Raw genomic sequence first — 20,283 nt, forward strand, 5'->3', positions numbered from 1 at the left:
AAGTGCTTGATCCCGCAAAGAAGACCCGTTGCCGTACTGTGATTGCGTTTCACACTGTGAAATTCATCAAACTGTTTGCCAGCGGTTCCGCTCTCAGGTCAGAATGAGCTCATGTGGACAACTCGACGGCGCTTTCTTGTTGGAGCCGCGGCGGCGCTGCTGGCGTTTGCCGGATCGCTCAGTTTCATATCGAGCCCCCGCGTTGCGGGCGATACTCTGCCCGCGCAACTCAGCGATGAAGCCTTCTGGAACCTGGTCAACGAATTTTCAGAAGGCGGAGGCTATTTCCGCTCCGACAACTTCGTCTCGAATGAAACGACGTTTCAATATGTGATCAAGGACCTCAAGAAAACGACGCCGGGCGGGGTTTATCTCGGCGTCGGGCCCGATCAGAACTTCACGTATATCGTCGCGCTGCAACCCAAAATGGCGATCATCTTCGACATTCGCCGCCAGAACGCGATGCAGCACCTGATGTACAAGTCGCTGATTGAAACGTCCGCGGATCGAGCCGAGTTTCTGTCCCGATTGTTTTCCCGCAAACGCCCGCAAGGTCTGAGCGCCAAATCGACGTCCGAAGAACTCTTTGCCGCGTACGACAACGTCGAAGCGGATCGGCTGATCTTCGAGGACACGCTGAAAGGCATCAAGAAGGACCTCGAGGAGACACACAAGTTCAAACTCTCCCTGGATGACGAAGGCAACATTGAATATGTCCTGCGCGCTTTCTTCGCCGGCGGTCCGGACCTGACGTACAACGGGATCGGCGGCGGCAATTTCGGAAGGGGCCGGATGCCTTCGTATGAAGAGATCATGCAGACCACCGACGCCGAAGGCACGAACCTCAGCTACATGGGCAGCGAGGAGAATTACAAATCGCTGCAGAATCTCGAAAAGAACAATCTGATTGTTCCCGTCGTGGGCGACTTCGCCGGAGCAAAAGCCATTCGAACCGTTGCGAAGTATCTGAAGGATCACGACGCGCACGTCACCGCTTTTTACCTGTCCAATGTCGAACAGTATCTGTTTCAACAGGACGACGACTGGAGCAAGTTTTACAAAAACGTTGAAACGCTGCCGCTGGACTCCACAGCCACATTTATTCGCTCGGTCTTCAATGGTGTCGCCGCGAATTCGCAACCCAGCGGCTATGGTTTGCGGTCCGCCTCCCTGCTCTCCTCGATTCCCGATCTCTTAAAGGCTTTCGGCGCGGGGGAAATCCAGAGCTATTACGACGTGATCAACATGTCGAAATAGCGGGGACATCAGGCCTGAGACTCTCCTGGGGCAGGCGTGCGGAGCCGGTTCTTCGAGCCGAGGCGAATCCCGAGGCGGTCGAGATAAAGGTAGACAACGGGCGTCGTATACAACGTCAGCATCTGGCTGAAGATCAGGCCGCCGATAATCGCAACGCCCAGGGGACGCCGGAGTTCGGAACCTGTTCCTGTTCCGACGGCCAGGGGCAACGCTCCGAGGAGGGCCGCCATCGTGGTCATCATGATGGGACGGAAGCGCAGGAGGCACGCCTGATGGATGGACTCGATCGAACTCCTGCCGTCATTTCTCTCCGCGGCGAGCGCGAAATCGATCATCAGGATGGCGTTCTTCTTGACGATCCCGATCAGCAGAATGATTCCGATCAGCGCCATGATGCTTAACTCGATTCGAAACAACAGCAGTGCGAGCAGCGCTCCCACGCCGGCGGACGGCAACGTGGAAAGGATGGTGAGCGGATGGATGAGGCTTTCATAGAGAACACCCAGCACAATATAGACAGCCAGCAAGGCAGCGGCGACGAGAAACGGCTCATTGGCGACGGACTCTTCGTAGGCCTGGGCCGTCCCGGTAAAACTTCCGGTTATCGTTCCCGGCATCCCGATTTCCAGTTCCGCCTGCCGAACCTCACCGACGGCGTCTCCGAGGGCGTAACCCGGAAGCAGATTGAACGAGATGGTCGAGGACGGAAACTGTCCCTGGTGGCTGATCGACAACGGTGTGGTCGAGCGGTCATACCCGGCAAATGCGCTCAGCGGCGCCTGTCCACCGCCGCTTGCCGCGACATAGATGTATTTCAAGGCGTCCGGATTCTGTGAAAACTTCGGATCCACTTCCATGATGACGTGGTACTGGTTCAATCCCGTGTACATGGTCGATACCGGCCGTTGCCCGAACGCATCGTACAACGTGTTATCGATCGCCTGCTCGCTGATGCCGAGACGGGCGGCCGTTGAACGATCAAAATTCAGCGCGAGCTCGAGCCCGCTGTTCTGCTGATCGCTGTTCACATCCGCAAGGCCGGGCAGGGTTTTCAATTTGGCGTAAACCTTCGGTGTCCACTTGGTGAGAGCTTTCAGATCGTCGCTCTTGAGGGTGTACTGGTACTCCGCGTTCGCGGCCCGGCCGCCCACACGCACATCCTGGACTGCCTGGAGATAGAGCGTGGCACCCGGAATCTTCGACAGTTGCCGCCGCAATCTGCCAATGATCTGATCGGCGCTGGCCTTGCGTTTATCGAGGTCCTTCAACGAAACGAACATGCGGCCGGTGTTTGCCGTGCCGCCTCCACCCGTGAACGCGATCACATCTTCAACGGCCGGGTCCTTGCCTACTGCAACGGCGAATTCTCTGAGCTTCCCGCTCATGGTCTGAAAGGAAGTGTCCTGATCGGCCTGGATATTTCCCGTGAGGCGGCCGGTGTCCTCTTCCGGGAAAAAGCCCTTCGGCACGACGAAGTACAGGTAGACGGTGAATGCTATCGTTCCCAGCGTCACCAGAAGCATCAATGCCTGATGGCGCAAAACCCACCCGAGCGTCGTCTCATAGAAGTCCAGTATCCATTGAAAGCCGCGCTCGCTGAGGCGGTAAGCGCGGCCGTGGCGGATTTCACTTTCAGGCCGGAGCAGGCGCGCACACATCATGGGTGTAGTGGTGAGTGAAACGAGCAACGACACGCCGATCGCAACGGAGAGCGTCACGGCAAATTCGCGGAACAGGCGGCCGACGATTCCCCCCATCAGCAGGATCGGAATGAATACCGCGATAAGCGACAGACTGATGGACAGAACTGTAAAGCCGATTTCCTTCGCCCCTGTCAGCGCGGCCTGAAGCGGTGTCTCACCCTTCTCGAGATACCGCGTGATGTTCTCGATGACGACGATCGCATCGTCGACGACGAAACCGGTCGCGATTGCCAGCGCCATGAGCGACAGGTTGTCCAGGCTATACCCCGCGAGGTACATGACACTGAAGGTACCCACGAGCGACACGGGCACCGCGACACTTGGAATGAGAGTTGTCCTGAAATTGCGGAGAAAGACGAATACGACGAGCACGACCAGAATGATGGACAACCCCAACGCGATCTCGACATCGTGTACGGATTCCCGGATCGTGATCGTCCGGTCGAGCACGACAGACATATGAATCGCCGGAGGTATCGACCCCTGGAGCGTCGGTATCAGACTGCGGACGCGGTCTACAGTCGAAATAATGTTCGCGCCGGGCTGCCGGAAGATGATGATCGGAATTGCCGGTTGGCCATTGACGAGACCGAGCGTGCGAATGTCTTCCACGGAATCCGTGACGTTCGCCACCTGTGAGAGCGGGACCGCAGCTCCATTCCTGTATGCAATCACGAGCGGCTGGTATTCGCTCGCTTTCAGGAGCTGATCGGTCGCGCCGACCTGCCAGGTGCGTCCTTCATTCTGGAAATTCCCCTTTGGCGCATTCGCATTGGCATTGGTGAGCGCGGTCCGGATGTTTTCCAGCCCGAGTCCGGCGTTGTTCAACAGCGTGGGGTTCACCTCAACCCGCACGGCAGGCAACGCGCCTCCTCCGACGATTACCTGCCCGACGCCTTCGATCTGCGAAAGTTTCTGCTGAAGGATCGACGAAGCGGCATCGTAAATGCGTCCACGGTCGTAGGTATCCGCCGTAAGCGACAGAATCAGGATCGGCGCATCCGCCGGATTGACCTTGCGATACCTGGGATTATTCGGAAGATTGGCCGGCAATTGGCTTCGCGCTGCGTTGATTGCGGCCTGAACATCGCGGGCGGCCGCATCGATGTTCCGGCTCAGATCGAATTGCAGGACGATGCTCGCCGTACCGAGGTTGCTGGATGAGGTCATTTCGTTAACGCCGGCAATTCGGCCGAAAAACCGTTCCAGCGGCGTGGCGACCGAAGACGCCATCGTCTCGGGATTTGCGCCCGGCAGCGACGCAGAAACCTGGATCGTCGGAAACTCCACCTGGGGCAACGGAGAAACCGGTAACTGGGTGTACGCGAGCGCGCCGGCAAACGCGACCGCCGCAGTGAGCAGCGTGGTAGCGATCGGCCGATGGATGAATGGCGCGGAGATGCTCACGCAGCCTCTGGATGATCCGGAGAGATTTCCGCATGGCCGCCGTCCGGCTGATGCGGCTTCCTTCCGCCGAATCGAACCGCCAAGCGGTCGAAAGCCAGATAAATGACGGGTGTCGTAAACAACGTCAGCAGCTGGCTGACGAGTAATCCGCCGATAATCGCGATTCCCAGTGGCCGCCGCAGCTCGGCGCCTGTCCCGCCTCCGAACGCAAGCGGAATACCGGCGAATAAAGCCGCCATCGTCGTCATCATGATCGGCCGGAAGCGCAGCAGGCTGGCCTGGTAGATCGCCTCTTCGGGAGGTTTTCCTTCGTTGCGCTCCGCATCGAGCGCGAAGTCGATCATCATGATTCCATTTTTCTTGACGATGCCGATCAGCAGGATGATTCCGATCAGCGCAATCACATCCATCTCCTGTCCAAAAAGAAGCAACGCCAGCAGGGCGCCGACTCCCGCCGACGGCAGCGTGGACAGAATCGTGATCGGGTGAATATAGCTCTCGTACAACACGCCCAGCACGATGTAGACGGTGATAAGAGCGGCCAGAATCAGCGTCGTTTCATTTGTCAGCGACGTCTTGAATGCTTCCGCGGTGCCTTGGAAACTGCCCGTCATGCCGGCCGGCAGGTTCATATCCTTGATCGCTTCATCGACCTGGCCGACCGCTTCACCCAGCGAAACGCGAGGCGCAAGATTGAATGAAAGCGTGACAGCCGGAAACTGCCCCTGCCGGTTCAGCGCCAGAGGCACGGCCTGGCGTTCCAGACGCGTGAATGCGCTGAGCGGAACTGCCGCCACCGGGGCGGCCCGCGGCGCAGTGACCGAGGACGTCGGCGTACGCGACGCGCCGGGTGCTCCCGTAGAGCCGCTCGTGCCGGTTGTACTCGTCGTGTTGGCCGTGCTTGTGGGTCCAGAGCCGGCCGAGCCGATGCCTATATTCGTGGTTATGGACGGAACAGGCCGGACATAGATGTTGGAAAGATCCTCCGGCGCCTGCTGAAACTGCGACGCGGTCTCCAGGACCACACGGTACTGATTCAGCTGCGTGAACATCGTCGAAACCTGCCGCTGTCCGAAAGCGTCGTACAGGGTGTCGTCTATCATCTGCGGCGTGATGCCGAAGCGTGATGCCGTGTTCCGGTCGATGACGAGTCTCGCCTGCAGCCCCCGGTTCAGCTGGTCGGTTGCAACGTCACGCAATTCCGGCATCGACTGAAGCTTGCCGACGATTTTCGGCACCCATTGGTCCAGCTCATTCATGTCCGGATCCTCGAGGCTGTACTGGTACCGCGTGCGGCTCACCCGGTTTTCCACCGTCAGATCCTGAATCGGCTGCATGTACAGGTGGATTCCTTCAACCTTCGAAAGTTCCTGTTGCAGCCGGGGAATGAGGTTGACGGCGTAATCTTTTCTATCACTCAGCGATTTGAGGTTGATCTGGATCGTTCCGCTGTTCAGCGTGGTGTTCGTCCCATCGACTCCGATGAACGACGACAGGCTCTCGACCGCCGGATCCTGAAGCAACGCGCGCGCCAGAGCCTGCTGCCGCTGCGCCATCGCGTCGAAGGAGACGCTCTCCTCGGCTTCGGAAATTCCGAGAATCACGCCGGTGTCCTGGACAGGGAAAAATCCTTTGGGGATCACCAGATACAGGAGAACGGTCAGCACGAGCGTGCCCGCGGCCACCAGCAGAGTCAGGACTTGATGGTCCAGCGCCCAACGCAGCGTTCGCCCGTAATAGGCAATAATCGATTCGAACGCATGCTCGGTCTTCTGATAGAACCAGCTCTGCTCCGCTTCCGGTTTGTGACGTAAAAGTCTCGCGCTCATCATCGGCGTCAGCGTCAAGGACACCACCGCGGAAATCAGGATGGTGATGCTCAGCGTCACGGCGAATTCCCGAAAGAGCCGGCCCACGACATCCGCCATGAACAGCAGCGGAATCAGGACGGCGATCAACGACACCGTCAGCGAAATGATCGTGAAACCGATTTGCTCGGAACCCTTTAGAGCGGAATCCAGCGGCTGATCGCCTGCCTCGACATAGCGCGCGATGTTTTCGATCATCACGATGGCGTCATCGACGACAAACCCAGTCGCGATCGTCATGGCCATGAGCGTGAGGTTGTTCAGGCTGTAACCGAGCAGATACATCACACCGAACGTACCGACAAGCGACACGGGCACGGCGATGCTCGGAATGACGGTCCCGGCCAATGTGCGCAGGAAGATAAAAATCACGAACACAACCAGCAGGATGGTCAGTATCAATTCGAACTGAACATCTTTCACAGAGGCGCGGATCGTATTGGTCCGGTCCGTGAGAATCGCAATGTCGATCGATGACGGAAGGGTGTTTTTAAGCTGCGGAAGCAACGCCTTGACCCGATCGACGACCTCGATAATGTTCGTGCCGGGCTGCCTCTGAATATTCAAAATGATGGCGGGAGTCGTATTCATCCACGCCGCCTGCTTCATGTTCTCGACGCCGTCGGTGACCGTAGCGACATCGGACAAAACCACCGGCGCGCCGTTGCGGAATGCAACGATGAGCGGCCGGTAGTCCGCGCTGGACAGAAGCTGGTCGTTTCCGGAAATCGTATACGCCTGCTTCGCTCCGTCGAGATTGCCTTTTGCCTGATTCACATTGGCCGCAACGATCGCCGAGCGGAGATCCTCCAGGCTCAGCGAATAGCGCGAGAGAGCCGTCGGATTGGCCTCAATGCGGACGGCGGGCTTCTGTCCGCCCGAGATGCTGACCAGACCGACGCCGGAGAGCTGCGAAATCTTCTGGGCGAGCCGGGTATCGGCGAAATCCTCGACATTCGAAAGCGGCAACGTTTTCGAGGTCAGCGCCAGTGTGATCACGGGGGCATCCGCCGGATTGATCTTGCTGTAGACCGGGGGGTTCGGCAGATCTCTCGGAAGAAAATTCGATCCTGCGTTGATCGCAGCCTGAACTTCCTGTTCAGCCACGTCGATACTGAGATCGAGGGCGAACTGGAGCGTGATGATCGAACTCCCGCCCGAGCTCGAAGAAGTCATTTGATTCAGCCCGGGAACCTGGCCGAACTGGCGCTCGAGCGGTGCTGTGACGGATGAAGCCATCACGTCGGGGCCGGCGCCGGGATAAAACGTGACGACCTGAATCGTCGGATACTCCACCTCGGGAAGCGCGGAAACCGGCAACTGCCGGTAACCTGCAATTCCCGCGAGCAGAATCGCGGCCATCAAAAGCGATGTCGCGATCGGCCGGAGGATAAAGATCCGCGAAACGTTCATGGGCTTATCGGTTGCCGCTCGGTGACTTTCATTCCCGACTGCAGCTTATCGACGCCTTCCGTCACCACCGTTTCATTTGCCGAAAGACCTTTATCGATTTCGGCGATATCGGCGTTGATCGGTCCAACGACGACGTTTCGCGTTTCCACGGTGCTGTCTGCCTTGACGACGAATACAAAAGTGGATTGCGGGCCGCGCTGAACCGCCCCGGATGGAATAAGGACAACTCCGCGGTTTACATCGACAAGCAGTCTGGCATTGACGAACTGACTGGGAAACAGCGCATTGTCTTTGTTCGGAAAGGTCGCTTTGAACCGGACAGTGCCGGTGTTGACGTCCACCTGGTTATCGATCGTCAGCAAGCTGCCCGACGCGATTTTCTTCTTGAAGTCCCGGTCAAAGGCGTCGACGGCAAGCGTCCGGCCGGCCTGTAACTTTTGATTGACGGTGGGAATGCTGTCTTCGGCGATGTTGAAAATCACGGCGATCGGCTGCAGCTTTGTGATGACAGCGATGCCGGTGGTGTCGGAGGCGTGCACGATATTGCCCGGGTCGACGAACCGCAGGCCCATCCGGCCTGTAACCGGCGACGTGATACGCGCATACACGAGTTGAAGCTTGGCGTTTTCGACGGCGCCCTCATCCGACTTCAAGGTAGCCTCGTCCTGATGGACCAGCGCGACCTGCGTGTCGTACATCTGTTTCGGTACGGCATCCTCGCTTGCCAGGGCTTTGTAGCGCTCCAGGTCGACTCTCGCGTTCGCCAGAAGGGCCTGATCATGGTCGAGTTGCCCCTGGGCTTGCAGGAGCTGAACCTGAAACGGACGTGGATCGATTTGCGCGACGAGATCCCCCGCCGAGACCATCTGGCCTTCCCGCACAGGCATGTCCATGAGCTGTCCATCGACACGCGTCGTGAGTGTGACGGTCTCAAAAGGCGTCACCGTCCCAAGACCCGTCAGATAGATCGGCTGGTCCCCGGTCTTCGACATCGCAGTCACGACGGGTGTGGACGGAGGAGCAGGCGGCGGGGCGGACTTCGCGTTCTTCTGATAGTGGCTGAAGACGACGACCACCAGAACAAAGACCACCAGGATGGTGAACCGCCGCAGCCATCGTCGTTGATTTGCAGTCATCAGTGTGGAATACCGATTCCATTCCTCGCCTCCGCAACATCACGGAAGACACGGAACAGAAGCGGACCGCGGGAGTAGCTGCAAATCACCCTCCAATGTCCATAAAAAAAGCCTTGGCGAACGAGTTGCAGCGTTACGGTCGTGCGCTTGAAGCTCGTTCTACTGGGTTTCTTCGCTTTTTATCTGGCGGTCTCGGCGCAGGAAACGGTAAGCCCCGTGAGACTCAAACCCGGGCCCGTGGAGCATGCACTCTCCGTCAACGTCGACCGGGTGAACGTTCTGTTCACCGTATCGGGTAAAGGCGGCAAACTCGTCACTCACCTTACAAAGGATGATTTCAAAGTCTTCGAAGACGGAAACCCGCAAGACATTTCGAATTTCAGCCGTGAAAGTGATCTGCCGCTGAACATCGGCCTGCTGGTGGATACGAGCGGGAGCGTCTGGGGCAAGCTTCGATTCGAGCGGGAGGCGGCCACAAAGTTTTTTTATTCCAATCTTCGGCGCGGGCGCGACAAAGCGTTCGTGATGGCTTTTGATTCACGCGCCGTTGTCCTTCAGGACTTCACGGATAATCCGGCAACGTTGCAGCACGCAGTTGAACACATGATCGCCGGCGGATCGACGGCGCTGTTCGACGCCGTCGCCGAAGCTGCCAGGCAGAAACTTGGAAGACAGTATGGCAAACACGTCCTGATCGTCCTCAGCGACGGCCTCGATAACTCCAGTCACACCGACCTGGCAGGGACGCTGGAAGCCGCGCAGAAGAATGACGTCGTGATCTATACGATCAGCACAAACCGCACGGAAGGTCTTCAGCCGGAGGCTCCCGCGCGTGGAGACGCCAATCTCAGCCGGCTGGCCGAGGAAACCGGCGGATATGCGCTGTTTCCGAAACGGCTTGAAGATCTCACCGAGGCATTTCACCGCATCGGAGAGGATTTACGCGCCCAATACAGCCTCGCCTACGGCCCGACGAATTCGAGCCGCGACGGAACATATCGCATGATCGATGTCGTCCCCTCGCACAAGGGTTACACCGTGCGTTGCCGGCACGGCTACTTCGCGCCCGGAGTACACTCTTAAAGGATGGACGGCCAGACACGATCGAATATCCAGCCCGGCATACGAGTCCGGGTGGTGGAAAAGCAGAACCAGCGCACGGGCCAGCTGACCGAGGGCGTCGTTCAACGCATCCTGACGAATTCTCCGAATCACCCGCATGGAATCAAGGTCATGCTTGAAAACGGCATCGTCGGACGCGTCAAAGAAATTATCAGGTAGGGCCGGAGCCTTCGGCGAGAATCATGCTGGACCGGGCGCTTTGATGCCTCAGCGCTTTCGCCGGAGCGTACTCGACAGAATCGGACCAGGCCTTTGCCAGTTCGACGGAGGGAAACTCGAGAATCACGAGCCGCTTCGGCGACCAGTCCCCTTCGAGTGTTTCCACCTTTCCGCCGCGCACCAGAAACCTGCCGCCATATTTGACAACTGTGGCGGGGACCATGGTCTTGTAGATTTCGTATTTCTCGGGATCGAGGACTTCCAGATCGACGATGACATAGCCAGGCATCTTTTCCTCAGCCTAACGTGGTAATCCGGTTCATCAGTCTCGCCTGTGTCGGAGGAATCGTAAACCTGAATCTTCCATTTCATGGTTATTCACCCGCTGGAGAGTCCTTCGCAAAGGAGATTCCGCGGTAAACCTAAGAAATTTCATCCGCCTTCCGGATGCATCGAAAAAAACCTGGAATTTCTTCATGGAATTAAGAACGGAGATTTTATTAATCCCGCCGGACTAATCCCACTTTGCAATTCGAGAGGCTTTCAGCGTGCTGCCGCTGAGTACGCCGTGGATGGAGATCGTTTCGCCCGAATGGAAGTCTTCAAGACGAAGATTGTCGACGCCGTCCTGGAAGAGCGTGCTGTCGGTCGTGATGACCATGTATTCATTGGGAATCAAACCGTCCTGGACCGGTCTGACGGACGAATTTCTCGCGGCATGTCCCGGCAATAAGACCGCGATGCCCGGCATTCGAACGGAAGGCACCCTGCCGGATATCCTCTGCCAGAGGCTTTCCTTGATCTCGGGCACAATATGCAGACTCTGACCTTCAGAGCCGCGAATTTTCAGTGTTCGGTTTTTCCCATCGATTCGTAAGATGCGGCCGGTTGTCGCAATCGGCATCGGCGGTGGATCCTGATTGAACATGTCCGCTGCAAAACCCGAAACCGTCATCAGCATAAGGATAGCGATGCAGAGGGTTCGATTCATGGCAAGGGATTATACCCTCAAATTGGGGGGAAGTTTATTGGAGGTTGCATCATTGGAGGTTTCTGCATTTCATACAATTTTGACTGCAAACCGAGCCAAAACGCCTGCCGCTCAGGGCTGATTTCCGACTGTTCGCCCGAAAACCGGCTAGTTGTGAGAAGCCCGTCCCGCAGACTTGGGGCTGGGAGGTTCCACGACCATGCGCTTTCGATCGTTATTGGTTGCAGCAGCCGTTCTATTGATCTGGAGTATTTCCGCTTTCGCTCAGGTGCCTCAATTCGAAGTGGCGTCTATCCGGCCGTCAGGACCGATCGGCCAGATCAATACCGGTATCAACGCGGGCGTTCATATCGATGGAGCGCAAGTTCGGTTTACGTTGTTCAATCTCATTTCGTATATCGGCTATGCGTACGACGTTCCTCCATATCAAGTCCATGGGCTGGATTGGATGGGATCGGCCTGGTTCGACATTTCCGCTAAAATGCCGGACGGCGCCGACACAAAGCAGGTCCGCGCAATGCTGGGCTCGCTGCTGGAGGAGCGCTTCGGGTTGAAGGCACATCGTGAAAGCCGGGAGTTTCCCGTATATGCGCTCGAAGTCGCCAGGACTGGACTCAAAATGAATGAACTGGCGCCCGATCCTGCTCTCGACCTCGCCAGGCAAGGCGGTGAAAATATATCGATGAAGATCCAGGGGAATGGCGGCACTTATGACCTTGGCAATGGCGCATATTTTGCGGTCGGCGAACAAGGATTCGAAGGGAAGAAGCTCACGATGCGGACGTTGTGTAAGGTCATCCGGCCGTTCCTCGATCGCGACGTCGTCGATATGACGAACCTGAAGGGCACGTATGATTTCCAGCTACCCGTCACATCGGAGGACCGTATTGCAATGATGATACGTTCGGCCGTCAATGCAGGAATGGGCGCGACACTCCCTCCGCAAATGCTGCGGTTGCTGGACAGCGCATCGGGAGATTCTTTTGCGGAAGCGCTGCAAAAGCTTGGGCTCGTGCTTGTGCCGCGGAAGGCGCCGTTGGAGGTCGTCGTCGTCGATTCGCTGCAAAAGACACCGACAGAGAATTGAGATGAAGCGCATTATCTTCCTGAAACCGTTCTTTTGGCCGCGCATCAGCACACTCAGAGAACTTCCGCTCGCGCTGCTGCAGATTGCGATCTACGGAGCTCTTTCGGGGCCTATCGTCGGTTACTTTTTCATCTGGCTGATGAGGCCGCCAGGAATCTGGCATGTCACGCTCCCCCCGGGCGCGTTTGTCGGGTGGCTCGTGTACGCAAGCCGGTCCGCCATCCTGTACGTCGGCATTTACTATCTGACGTTGGGCGTCTCGATCGACTACAGCCGGCGCCGGTACCAACCCCGTGGGCTCAAGCTCGGTTTGCTCTACGGCGCCGGCTGGGTTGTGGCCTTGTTCCTGACGGCATGGATCACGCCGGGCACCGAACAATTCCGCCAGAAATTCCTGGCGATGTTTGATGGAGATTCTTTACGCGTCGTCGTTGTAATGACGATTCTTTTCGCGCTCATCCGCTTGTTCCGGAGCAGGCTCGAGAAAGCCAGGGCCGAGAAGGCCGCAGCCGAAGCACTCTCTCAGGTCAAAGCACTTCAGGCGCAGATCAATCCCCACTTCTTTTTCAATACGCTGAATACGATCTATGCGCTGATCCCTGTAGATCCGCCGGCGGCGCAGCGGACCGTCGCTCTCCTTGCGGACATGAGCCGGCATGCGTTCGCAACCGCCCAGGCGGATCTGATTCCGCTTGCGCAGGAACTGGATTTTGTGAAGGCTTATCTGGAGATTGAAAAAGTACGGTTCGGGCAACGACTGCAGTGTGAGATGCCCGGCACGGAGACGGCCGCAGGCATTCATGTGCCGGCCCTTATTGTTCAGCCGTTGATCGAAAATGCCATCCGGCATGGAATCTCGCGGCGTATGGACGGCGGTAAAGTTGCCGTGGAGATCGACCGAAAGGGCGATTCTTTCTCGGTAACCGTCAGGAACCAGTGTGACGCTTCGCCGGAACGTTCCGCGTTGTCATTCTTTCGTGAAGGCCACGCGCTCGAAAACATCCGCGAGCGTCTGCGCATCCATTATCGCGATAAGGCGCTGCTCACCATTTCGTTTCCCAGCGTCGATGCGGTTGCCGTCACGATTACAGGCCCTCTCCAATGATTCGATCTCTGGTTGTAGACGATGAAAAAGTTGCCCGCGAACATATGGTCCGCCTGCTGGCGGACTATTCCGATGTGACCACCGTCGGCACGGCTTCCAACGGTGTGGAAGCTTTGCAGGCGATCTCGGACTCCACTCCGGATGTCCTATTTCTCGACATCGAAATGCCGGAAATGAACGGGTTCGACGTGCTTGCCCAGCTGCGGACCGCTCCGCTTGTCGTTTTCGCGACAGCCTACGACGAGTATGCCGTTCAGGCATTCGAAGCCAACGCGATCGACTATCTCCTGAAACCAGTGCAGCCATCCCGCCTGGCCAGGACGATCGAAAAGGTACGAGTCACGCTCGACAAACCACCAAAAGACTATGAATCCCTGCTCCGGCGCGCCCTGTCGCAAATCCGGCCCGGACCGCCTGCCAAGCTTGCGGCCCGGCGAGGCAGACGGATCGTGTTGCTGTCCCCGAGGGAGATTCTTTACGCGCGGATCGAAGACGATATTGTGTTCTTTTATTCGCAAAGCGACCGGTTCGCAACCGACCGTACCATCACAGAGCTCGACGAACTCCTGGCGCCGGCAGGATTCTGCCGGATCAGCCGTTCTACCATCGTGAACCTCGCTTATGCGCGGGAGCTCTTGCCTTGGCTCAACGGCACGTGGAAGTTGAAACTGGCCAACAATACCGAACTGGACGTCAGCCGTGAGCGGGCTCGCGACCTCAAGTCGCGAATCGGATAATCACAATACGCAGGCAAGCGCCGGCGGCTCAAACTGTCATCATGGATGGACGCTTTCCGAAGGCAAAATCAGTGATGCAGAAAGGTGGGGCGCACACCGGGATTCCCGAGGGTCTGGGTCGCTCCACACTCAGTTTTCCCTCGGCTTTGATATAGACTCTCTGATGCGTCAGGGGAGTTCTATTTTTCAACGTTTCTGGAGGGTCCAATGCAACGACTGCGTATATTTTCTGTACTGCTGGCCATCGTGCTCCTCACAGCCTGCGGCCAAAAGGATTCGAGTCAAGCGGCGCCGGATTCCACCGCGCCCCATGCCAATGTTGTCCTGCGTGACGGCACCAGGCTATCGGGTACAGTCACATCCAGCACTCCGTCCCAGATCACACTGAATCTGGATAGCGGCGGCACACGCACGGTGCTCACGAAAGACGTCAAAGCGCTCAATTACAATGACACAGGAGACGCCGCCGGACCGGCCTCTTCCAGTGCAGCGGCAGCGCCGGCGCCTACGCCGCGAGCACGACCGAACATCGCCGCAATTCAGACCCAGACATTTGTAATACCCGCCGGGTCGGAAGTGTCGGTGCGCAATGACGAGACGATCGATTCATCGAAGGCGTCCGAAGGCCAGACGTACGCTGCGGAAGTAACCGGCGACGTACACGATGCCAACGGGGCTGTCGTTATTCCGAGCGGAGCCAATGCTCAACTGATCATCAAGTCGGCATCCAAGGGCGGACGGTTCCGAGGAGCATCCGATCTGGTGGTGGACCTGCAGTCGGTCTCGGTGGAAGGACAGCAATATGCCGTCAACTCCACCGATCTCGAGGAGAAAGGAAAGGACGGCGTCGGCAAAAACAAGCGCACCGCAGAATTTGTCGGAGGCGGCGCCGCGCTTGGCGGAATCATTGGAGCCATCGCGGGCTCAGGCAAAGGCGCATTGATCGGAGCGGCGGCCGGCGCGGGTGGCGGCGCACTCGGGCAGGTTTTGACGAAAGGCAGTTCGATCAAAATTCCAGCGGAGACGACGATGACTTTCAAGCTGGATCAACCTGTCAGGATCGTCGAGCAAAAGTAAGAGACCTTGGAAATTTGAAATTGGAGGTTCGAGATTGGAAATTGAAAATTGGATTTTCGATTTCCAATCTCGAACCTCCAATTTCGAATTTCCAATTAGGTCTGGCCTGCCTGCAGCCTGCACCACGTTCCAACCCACGTATTGTTCTACATAATACCCATATGATAGCCGTTCAGCCCCATTCCGGCCGCACCCACCTGCCTTAAAAGTCTTACATTCTCGACCGTAGGCGAATGCGGTCGTCGCGGTAAACGCGATTTTGTTTGTGTCGCGGTGTTTAGTTCAGGTTCCCATTTTCCGCCAGCCTTTTCAGGGCGTCCCCTGTCACGCGGAAGATCGTCCATTCATCCATCGATACAGCGCCGAGGTTTTTGTAAAAGTCGATCGCCGGTTTATTCCAGTCCAGGACCGCCCATTCGAAACGTCCGCATTTGCGCTCGTTGGCAATTCTGGCGAGTTCCACCAGCATGGCGCGGCCGAATCCCTTTCCTCGCATTTCGGGAATCACGAACAGATCTTCCAGATAGAGGCCGGAGCGGCCGAGGAACGTGGAGAAATTATGGAAGAAAACCGCGAAGGCGACCGGTTGCTCGCCCGCATAACCGAGAAGAACTTCGGCAGCGGGCCGGGGACCGAAGAGACTCTGGCGCAGGGTCTCTTCGGTCATGACAGCCTCATGCGACAGCCGTTCATACTCGGCAAGTTGCCGGATGAACGAAAGAATCACCGGAACGTCGCGTTCGGCCGCCTGCCGGATTTGAAAGGCGCTACTCAACCGTAACGTGCGTTCGATCGTCTGCAGTGACGGTCTTTTTGACGTCGTAAACCCCGTGGCACCAGTCCCGATACTTCGGCACACGGCCGCGGACGACATCGAAATAGAGATGGCGCAGCCGCTGCGTCACGTCTCCGATTTTGCCGGTTCCCACCGTGCGGTGATCGACACGCGTGATCGCGCTGATCTGCGCGCCGGTGCCGCAGAAGAACATTTCGTCGGCCAGATAAAGCTCGGTGCGATCGATCGGCCGCTCCTGGACTTCCATCCGGAACTCGTCGCGAAGCAACTGAATGACCGTCCGGCGCGTGATGCCTTCGAGCACGTTGTCTGTAATCGGAGGTGTACACAGCACGCCATTGCGCAGCATGAAGAAATTCGCGGCCGATCCCTCGGAAACGTGGCCGTCGCCGTTCAGCACGATGGCTTCATCGAAGCCGGCGCGCACGGCGTCCGTCTTGATGAAAGCGGAATTGACGTAGGCGCCCGCGATCTTGCCGCGGGCCGGGATCGAGTTGTCGTCAATCCGGCGCCAGGAAGAGACCGTCACGTGCATGTTTTCTTCGTTCTTGTTGTACGAACCAAACGGCATGACAACGATCGTTGCGTCGGCGGTCAGGTCGTGAACGCGCACACCGATGATCTCGTCCGAATAAAAACCCAGCGGACGGATGTAAAGGTCTTCCTGGTAGCCTTCCGTCTGGATCAAGTTGACCAGCCCGTTCGTCAAATCGTCGCCGGAAAAGGGCAGCTCCATGCATAGCAGTTTCGCGGATTGCAGAAACCGCCGGAAATGGTCCTTCGGCCGAAAAACGAACAGCTGTTTTTCGTCCTTATTCCAGTAAGCACGGAGACCCCCGAATACCGCCGTTCCGTAATTCATGGCATGCATCAGCACGCCGAATTTCACGTCCGAATAAGGAACGATGCGGCCCTTATGAAACACGAAATTTGGCAACGAAGACACGGTTTTCACCTCAATTTTATTGATCAAAAGTCCGCAATCAGTCTACCACACGGACAGGCTCGGGAGCCTGCCGCGGCTCGACCTGGAAGGCGAGCAGGCTGACCAGACCGACGAAGAAGGCGGCACAGTAGAACGGCATTCCGTGGTTGATCCGTTCAAAGAGTGAGGTTGAAACCAGAGGCGCCAGGACCCTGGAAACTCCAGCAAACGTCTGAGCGATACCCATCGTGAGGCCGATTTCGGCTTTGTGAGAATGCCTCGACATCATCGCTGTTGTGGCCGGAAACAGAAGGGACGTCCCGATCGGCACCAGGGGAACAATAAACGCCAGCGACCAGAGACTCGGCGCCATGGGATAAGCCAGCAAGCCGAGGATCAATATTCCGGCGCCGGCCCGGATCGACCCCGGCTCGCCGATCCGGTCCACGATCGGACCGATCAAGGTGGATCGCATCAGAACCGAAAAGAATCCGACGTACAGGAAGACATATCCGATGGTTTTTTCGGTAATGCCGAAGTCCTTGTTCAGATACAGCGCCAGCACCGACGAAAGGCAGGAAAATGCAAACATCGCGACCGCGTAAATCAAGGTCAGGCGCTGCACCTGGCCTGTCGGGTTCCGGAGCACCGACCAGACTCCGTGCCAGACCGGTTTTCTCGGCGGGACCTCCGCATTTTCCGGCTTGGATTCCGGCAGCCATTTCCAGGCGCATATGGCGTTCGTCAAGCACAGGCCCGCCGCAATGTATCCAGGCCACTGCTGCCCCCAAAACGTGGCGAAGGACCCGAGCACCGGTCCGACCATCGTGCCGACGTTCGTCCCCGCGGAAAGCCATCCCAGGGAACGTGCGCGATCTTCCGGCGGGATGGTATCGCTGACATACGCCTGAAGGACGCCGGTGGTTCCGCCCCCGAGGCCCTGCACGATGCGGCACAGAAACAAAAGCCAGATCGAATTCGCAAAGCCGAATACCGCGAACGCCACAGTCGACGCGGTGAGCCCGACCAGCAACGCGGGCCGCCTGCCGTAACGATCGGATACGCGGCCCCACAGCGGAGCCGAAATCAGCTGCGCAATAAAGAAGGAGGAGATGATCGCGCCGATCGTGATGTCCGAAGCGTGGAACTTCAAGCCGTAGAATGGGATCAGAGGGAAAACCATGGCGCCGCCGATCATGTCGACCGTGGCCACGGCAATTAAAACCGTCAAGCGCTTGAATTGATCCGATTGAGCAGGCATAAACTAGCATTATGCACGATCAACACATCCAGGCGGCCCTCCGCCACCTTTGCCGGCGGGATCCCGTCATGCGGAAAGTCATCAAGGAAGCCGGCCCGTTTACCATGCGCCCGCATCGCAACCGCTTCCGGGCATTGGTCTATTCGATTCTCGGCCAGCAGATCTCCGGCAAAGCTGCTTCGGCGATAAGAAAGCGGCTTGTGGACCATCTGAAACCGGAAGAGATCGCGCCGCATACGATCGCGCGCCTCACTCCGGAAACCCTGCGCAGTCTGGGCATTTCGAGCCAGAAGGCGAGGTATCTGCTCGATCTCGCCGGCCGCGTCGCCGGCGGCGAAATCCGCCTGGATCGGATCGGGCGGCTGCGTGACGAAGAAGTCATCGAAACGCTGACTCAGGTGAAAGGAATCGGCGTCTGGACCGCCCAGATGTTTCTTATATTTTCGCTCGGCCGCCTTGATGTTTTCCCTCACGACGACCTGGGCGTGCGGGTCGCCATCCGCAACCTATATGGTCTGGATGAACTGCCCAACAAGGAAATCGGCCACCGGATCGCCGCTCCCTGGCGGCCGTATGCCAGCATCGCCAGCTGGTACTGCTGGCGCAGCCTGGAATTTAAGAAGCCCGACTGACACCTCTTGTGCTTCTTGTGGTTCCTTCCCTAATCTGTTCGCTTGAGAACCTTCAAATTGCGGCCGCTCCAAATCGTCACCGCATCGTTTCGAAAGTTCTACGAGGATGACGGAACTTTCCTGGCCAGCGGGCTGGCGTTCGGGCTTTTGTTTTACTCGGTTCCCTTTGCGCTTTTGACCGTATCCGTCCTGAGCCTCACGATCGGCCGGTCCGACGCGGCACTCGCATGGTTGCGCCGCTTATCCGCCAACATGATTCCCCACTCCCGCGACACCTTCGACAATTTCGTTGCATCGATTGTTGCAAAACGCGGCCTGCTGGGTTTCTTTGGTTTCATCGCTTTTCTTTTTGCCAGCAGCGCCACGTTTGGTTCTGTCCGCCTGGTGCTGAATCGTGTCTTCCGCGGCCGCGAACCCCGCGGAATTGTTCATGGCAAACTCATGGAAGTCGCGATGATGTTCGGCACCTCGCTCTTGTTTTTCATCATTTTCGGGGTCGTCTATATGATCAATCTGGTGGAAAGCTTTCTCGCAACTCTCTGGATCGAACAATACATTCATCCCGGGATCGTGCTGCTGGGATGGGTCGTGGGTCTTATGGCGACGTTCGCGCTTTTCTTCTTTTTGTATCGCTTTTCTCCATCCGAAACCCTCAGTCCTCCCGCGCTCATCGTGGCCTCTGCCACAGCGACGTGTCTCTTCCAGGTTTCCAAATGGGCCTTCGGCATCTATCTGCAATACGCGCAGACAACAACCGCCATTTACGGCGCACTCAGCGCCCTGGTGTTTTTCTTCCTCTGGCTGTACTACGCCTGTACTATCTTTGTTTTTTCCGCCGAAGTAGGCTGGGTCTTCGATTCGCAGCGTTAGGTGCACATCCTGGTGACAGGGTTGCTCCAGTCCGAATAGGTTTCGTCGTTTTTGTAAACGCGGACTTGAAAGGAATAGATGGTACCGGGCGTGAGGTTCTGGATTCGGGCTGGCCTCCTGGCTTGCTTCGAGGTCAGCGAAATCGTCCAGGGATTGGGAGGCGTTCCGTCACGACCCTGCGCTCCGCCACGGAGTTCGTACTGCACAACTCGGCGGTAGAAAGCTTGATACCATGCAAGTAGCTCACCGGACTTCCCTTGTGTGAGCTTCAGGATACGCGGAACAACAGGCGCGGTCGGACCACTTTTGCCGGCAGGCTCAAAACCACTGGCGATAAATGCCGCTATATCGTTGTCGGCAACGGATTCGACATAATGGCCAAGCTGAATCAGAAGTTTGCATAATTTCTTGCGGCACGACTTCTTCCGTGCAAAGGCCTTCCTCCCGCCGTCGAGCGCCTGCGATCTGGCGTGGGTAAAGTCATCGAGCGCGGCTTTCAGATCACTCTGTTTGACCGGAGGATCCGGGAACTTGTCGCTTCCGTACGTACCTTTAAGGACGGCTCCTCCTCTTATCCAAATGTCGCCGTCAGATTGCCGAGTGAAGCCAAGACGTGCTCTAAGCATGCTCGGAAGCTCCTTATCAGCTGCGTTTTATAGCACAACAGTATGATTTGGCAAAGTAAATCAAGGGTTTAGCTCGTGACGCGCGTCTCGTCCCTCGTGACGCGCGTCTCG

The 20,283-nt window shown here is 57.4% G+C and carries 18 protein-coding genes; 9 read left to right on the forward strand and 9 right to left on the reverse strand.

What is annotated here, in order from left to right:
• Positions 1-111 precede the first annotated feature (111 nt).
• Positions 112-1,257 (forward strand): hypothetical protein, encoded by a 1,146-nt coding sequence (locus VGK48_02790; protein HEY2380087.1) that lies wholly within the window; start codon positions 112-114, stop codon positions 1,255-1,257.
• 8 nt (positions 1,258-1,265) lie between these two features.
• Here the strand turns inward: VGK48_02790 and VGK48_02795 are convergent, their stop codons facing one another.
• Genes VGK48_02795 through VGK48_02805 form a run of 3 tightly spaced genes read right to left on the reverse strand, consistent with a single transcriptional unit; the run spans position 1,266 to position 8,784 of the window.
• Positions 1,266-4,367 (reverse strand): multidrug efflux RND transporter permease subunit, encoded by a 3,102-nt coding sequence (locus VGK48_02795; GenBank protein ID HEY2380088.1) that lies wholly within the window; start codon positions 4,365-4,367, stop codon positions 1,266-1,268.
• A complete protein-coding gene (locus tag VGK48_02800; protein HEY2380089.1) occupies positions 4,364-7,648 on the reverse strand; it encodes an efflux RND transporter permease subunit in 3,285 nt (1,094 codons plus the stop codon). Before VGK48_02800 ends, VGK48_02795 begins: the two co-directional genes overlap by 4 nt.
• Positions 7,645-8,784, reverse strand: a complete 1,140-nt coding sequence (locus tag VGK48_02805; protein ID HEY2380090.1) for an MdtA/MuxA family multidrug efflux RND transporter periplasmic adaptor subunit — start codon at positions 8,782-8,784, stop codon at positions 7,645-7,647. Before VGK48_02805 ends, VGK48_02800 begins: the two co-directional genes overlap by 4 nt.
• A gap of 141 nt (positions 8,785-8,925) precedes the next feature.
• Between VGK48_02805 and VGK48_02810 the strand changes: the two genes are divergently transcribed.
• Together VGK48_02810 and VGK48_02815 are read left to right on the forward strand one after the other, a co-directional pair.
• Positions 8,926-9,867 (forward strand): VWA domain-containing protein, encoded by a 942-nt coding sequence (locus VGK48_02810; GenBank protein HEY2380091.1) that lies wholly within the window; start codon positions 8,926-8,928, stop codon positions 9,865-9,867.
• A gap of 3 nt (positions 9,868-9,870) precedes the next feature.
• Positions 9,871-10,065 carry a YwbE family protein gene (locus VGK48_02815; GenBank protein HEY2380092.1) on the forward strand — a complete coding sequence of 65 codons (195 nt, stop codon included), beginning with the start codon at positions 9,871-9,873 and terminating at the stop codon, positions 10,063-10,065.
• Here the strand turns inward: VGK48_02815 and VGK48_02820 are convergent.
• Both VGK48_02820 and VGK48_02825 read right to left on the reverse strand, forming a co-directional pair.
• Positions 10,058-10,354: a DUF1330 domain-containing protein gene (locus VGK48_02820; protein ID HEY2380093.1), complete on the reverse strand. Its 297-nt coding sequence runs from the start codon at positions 10,352-10,354 to the stop codon at positions 10,058-10,060. The two genes, VGK48_02815 and VGK48_02820, sit on opposite strands and share 8 nt — an antisense overlap.
• Before the next feature lie 225 nt (positions 10,355-10,579).
• Entirely contained in the window at positions 10,580-11,056 is a 477-nt protein-coding gene (locus VGK48_02825) for a hypothetical protein (protein ID HEY2380094.1), read from the reverse strand.
• A gap of 199 nt (positions 11,057-11,255) precedes the next feature.
• On the opposite strand from VGK48_02825, the gene VGK48_02830 reads away from it, so the two are divergent.
• The 4 genes from VGK48_02830 (at position 11,256) to VGK48_02845 (ending at position 15,062) form a co-directional block, all read left to right on the forward strand.
• A complete protein-coding gene (locus VGK48_02830; protein HEY2380095.1) occupies positions 11,256-12,143 on the forward strand; it encodes a TIGR03435 family protein in 888 nt (295 codons plus the stop codon).
• Position 12,144: 1 nt separating this feature from the next.
• Positions 12,145-13,248, forward strand: a complete 1,104-nt coding sequence (locus VGK48_02835) for a histidine kinase (protein ID HEY2380096.1) — start codon at positions 12,145-12,147, stop codon at positions 13,246-13,248.
• Positions 13,245-13,985, forward strand: coding sequence for a LytTR family DNA-binding domain-containing protein (locus VGK48_02840; protein ID HEY2380097.1), 741 nt, complete (start codon positions 13,245-13,247; stop codon positions 13,983-13,985). Before VGK48_02835 ends, VGK48_02840 begins: the two co-directional genes overlap by 4 nt.
• Before the next feature lie 207 nt (positions 13,986-14,192).
• Positions 14,193-15,062: a hypothetical protein gene (locus VGK48_02845; GenBank protein HEY2380098.1), complete on the forward strand. Its 870-nt coding sequence runs from the start codon at positions 14,193-14,195 to the stop codon at positions 15,060-15,062.
• Between the two features lie 277 nt (positions 15,063-15,339).
• On the opposite strand, the gene VGK48_02850 is transcribed toward VGK48_02845, so the two are convergent.
• The 3 genes from VGK48_02850 to VGK48_02860 are packed head-to-tail and all read right to left on the reverse strand — an operon-like array spanning position 15,340 to position 18,044.
• Positions 15,340-15,837: a GNAT family N-acetyltransferase gene (locus VGK48_02850; GenBank protein ID HEY2380099.1), complete on the reverse strand. Its 498-nt coding sequence runs from the start codon at positions 15,835-15,837 to the stop codon at positions 15,340-15,342.
• Positions 15,830-16,804, reverse strand: coding sequence for a branched-chain amino acid transaminase (locus VGK48_02855; protein ID HEY2380100.1), 975 nt, complete (start codon positions 16,802-16,804; stop codon positions 15,830-15,832). Before VGK48_02855 ends, VGK48_02850 begins: the two co-directional genes overlap by 8 nt.
• A gap of 37 nt (positions 16,805-16,841) precedes the next feature.
• Positions 16,842-18,044 carry an MFS transporter gene (locus tag VGK48_02860; GenBank protein HEY2380101.1) on the reverse strand — a complete coding sequence of 401 codons (1,203 nt, stop codon included), beginning with the start codon at positions 18,042-18,044 and terminating at the stop codon, positions 16,842-16,844.
• A gap of 11 nt (positions 18,045-18,055) precedes the next feature.
• On the opposite strand from VGK48_02860, the gene VGK48_02865 reads away from it, so the two are divergent.
• A complete protein-coding gene (locus tag VGK48_02865; GenBank protein HEY2380102.1) occupies positions 18,056-18,676 on the forward strand; it encodes a DNA-3-methyladenine glycosylase in 621 nt (206 codons plus the stop codon).
• 42 nt (positions 18,677-18,718) lie between these two features.
• Positions 18,719-19,546 carry a YihY/virulence factor BrkB family protein gene (locus tag VGK48_02870; GenBank protein ID HEY2380103.1) on the forward strand — a complete coding sequence of 276 codons (828 nt, stop codon included), beginning with the start codon at positions 18,719-18,721 and terminating at the stop codon, positions 19,544-19,546.
• Here VGK48_02870 and VGK48_02875 read toward each other — a convergent pair.
• Complete coding sequence (locus tag VGK48_02875; GenBank protein HEY2380104.1) at positions 19,543-20,172, reverse strand: fibronectin type III domain-containing protein; 630 nt, start codon at positions 20,170-20,172, stop codon at positions 19,543-19,545. The genes VGK48_02870 and VGK48_02875 overlap by 4 nt on opposite strands.
• Positions 20,173-20,283: the final 111 nt, after the last annotated feature.

The organism is Terriglobia bacterium, from assembly GCA_036496425.1.
Classification (GTDB): Bacteria; Acidobacteriota; Terriglobia; order 20CM-2-55-15; family 20CM-2-55-15; genus 20CM-2-55-15.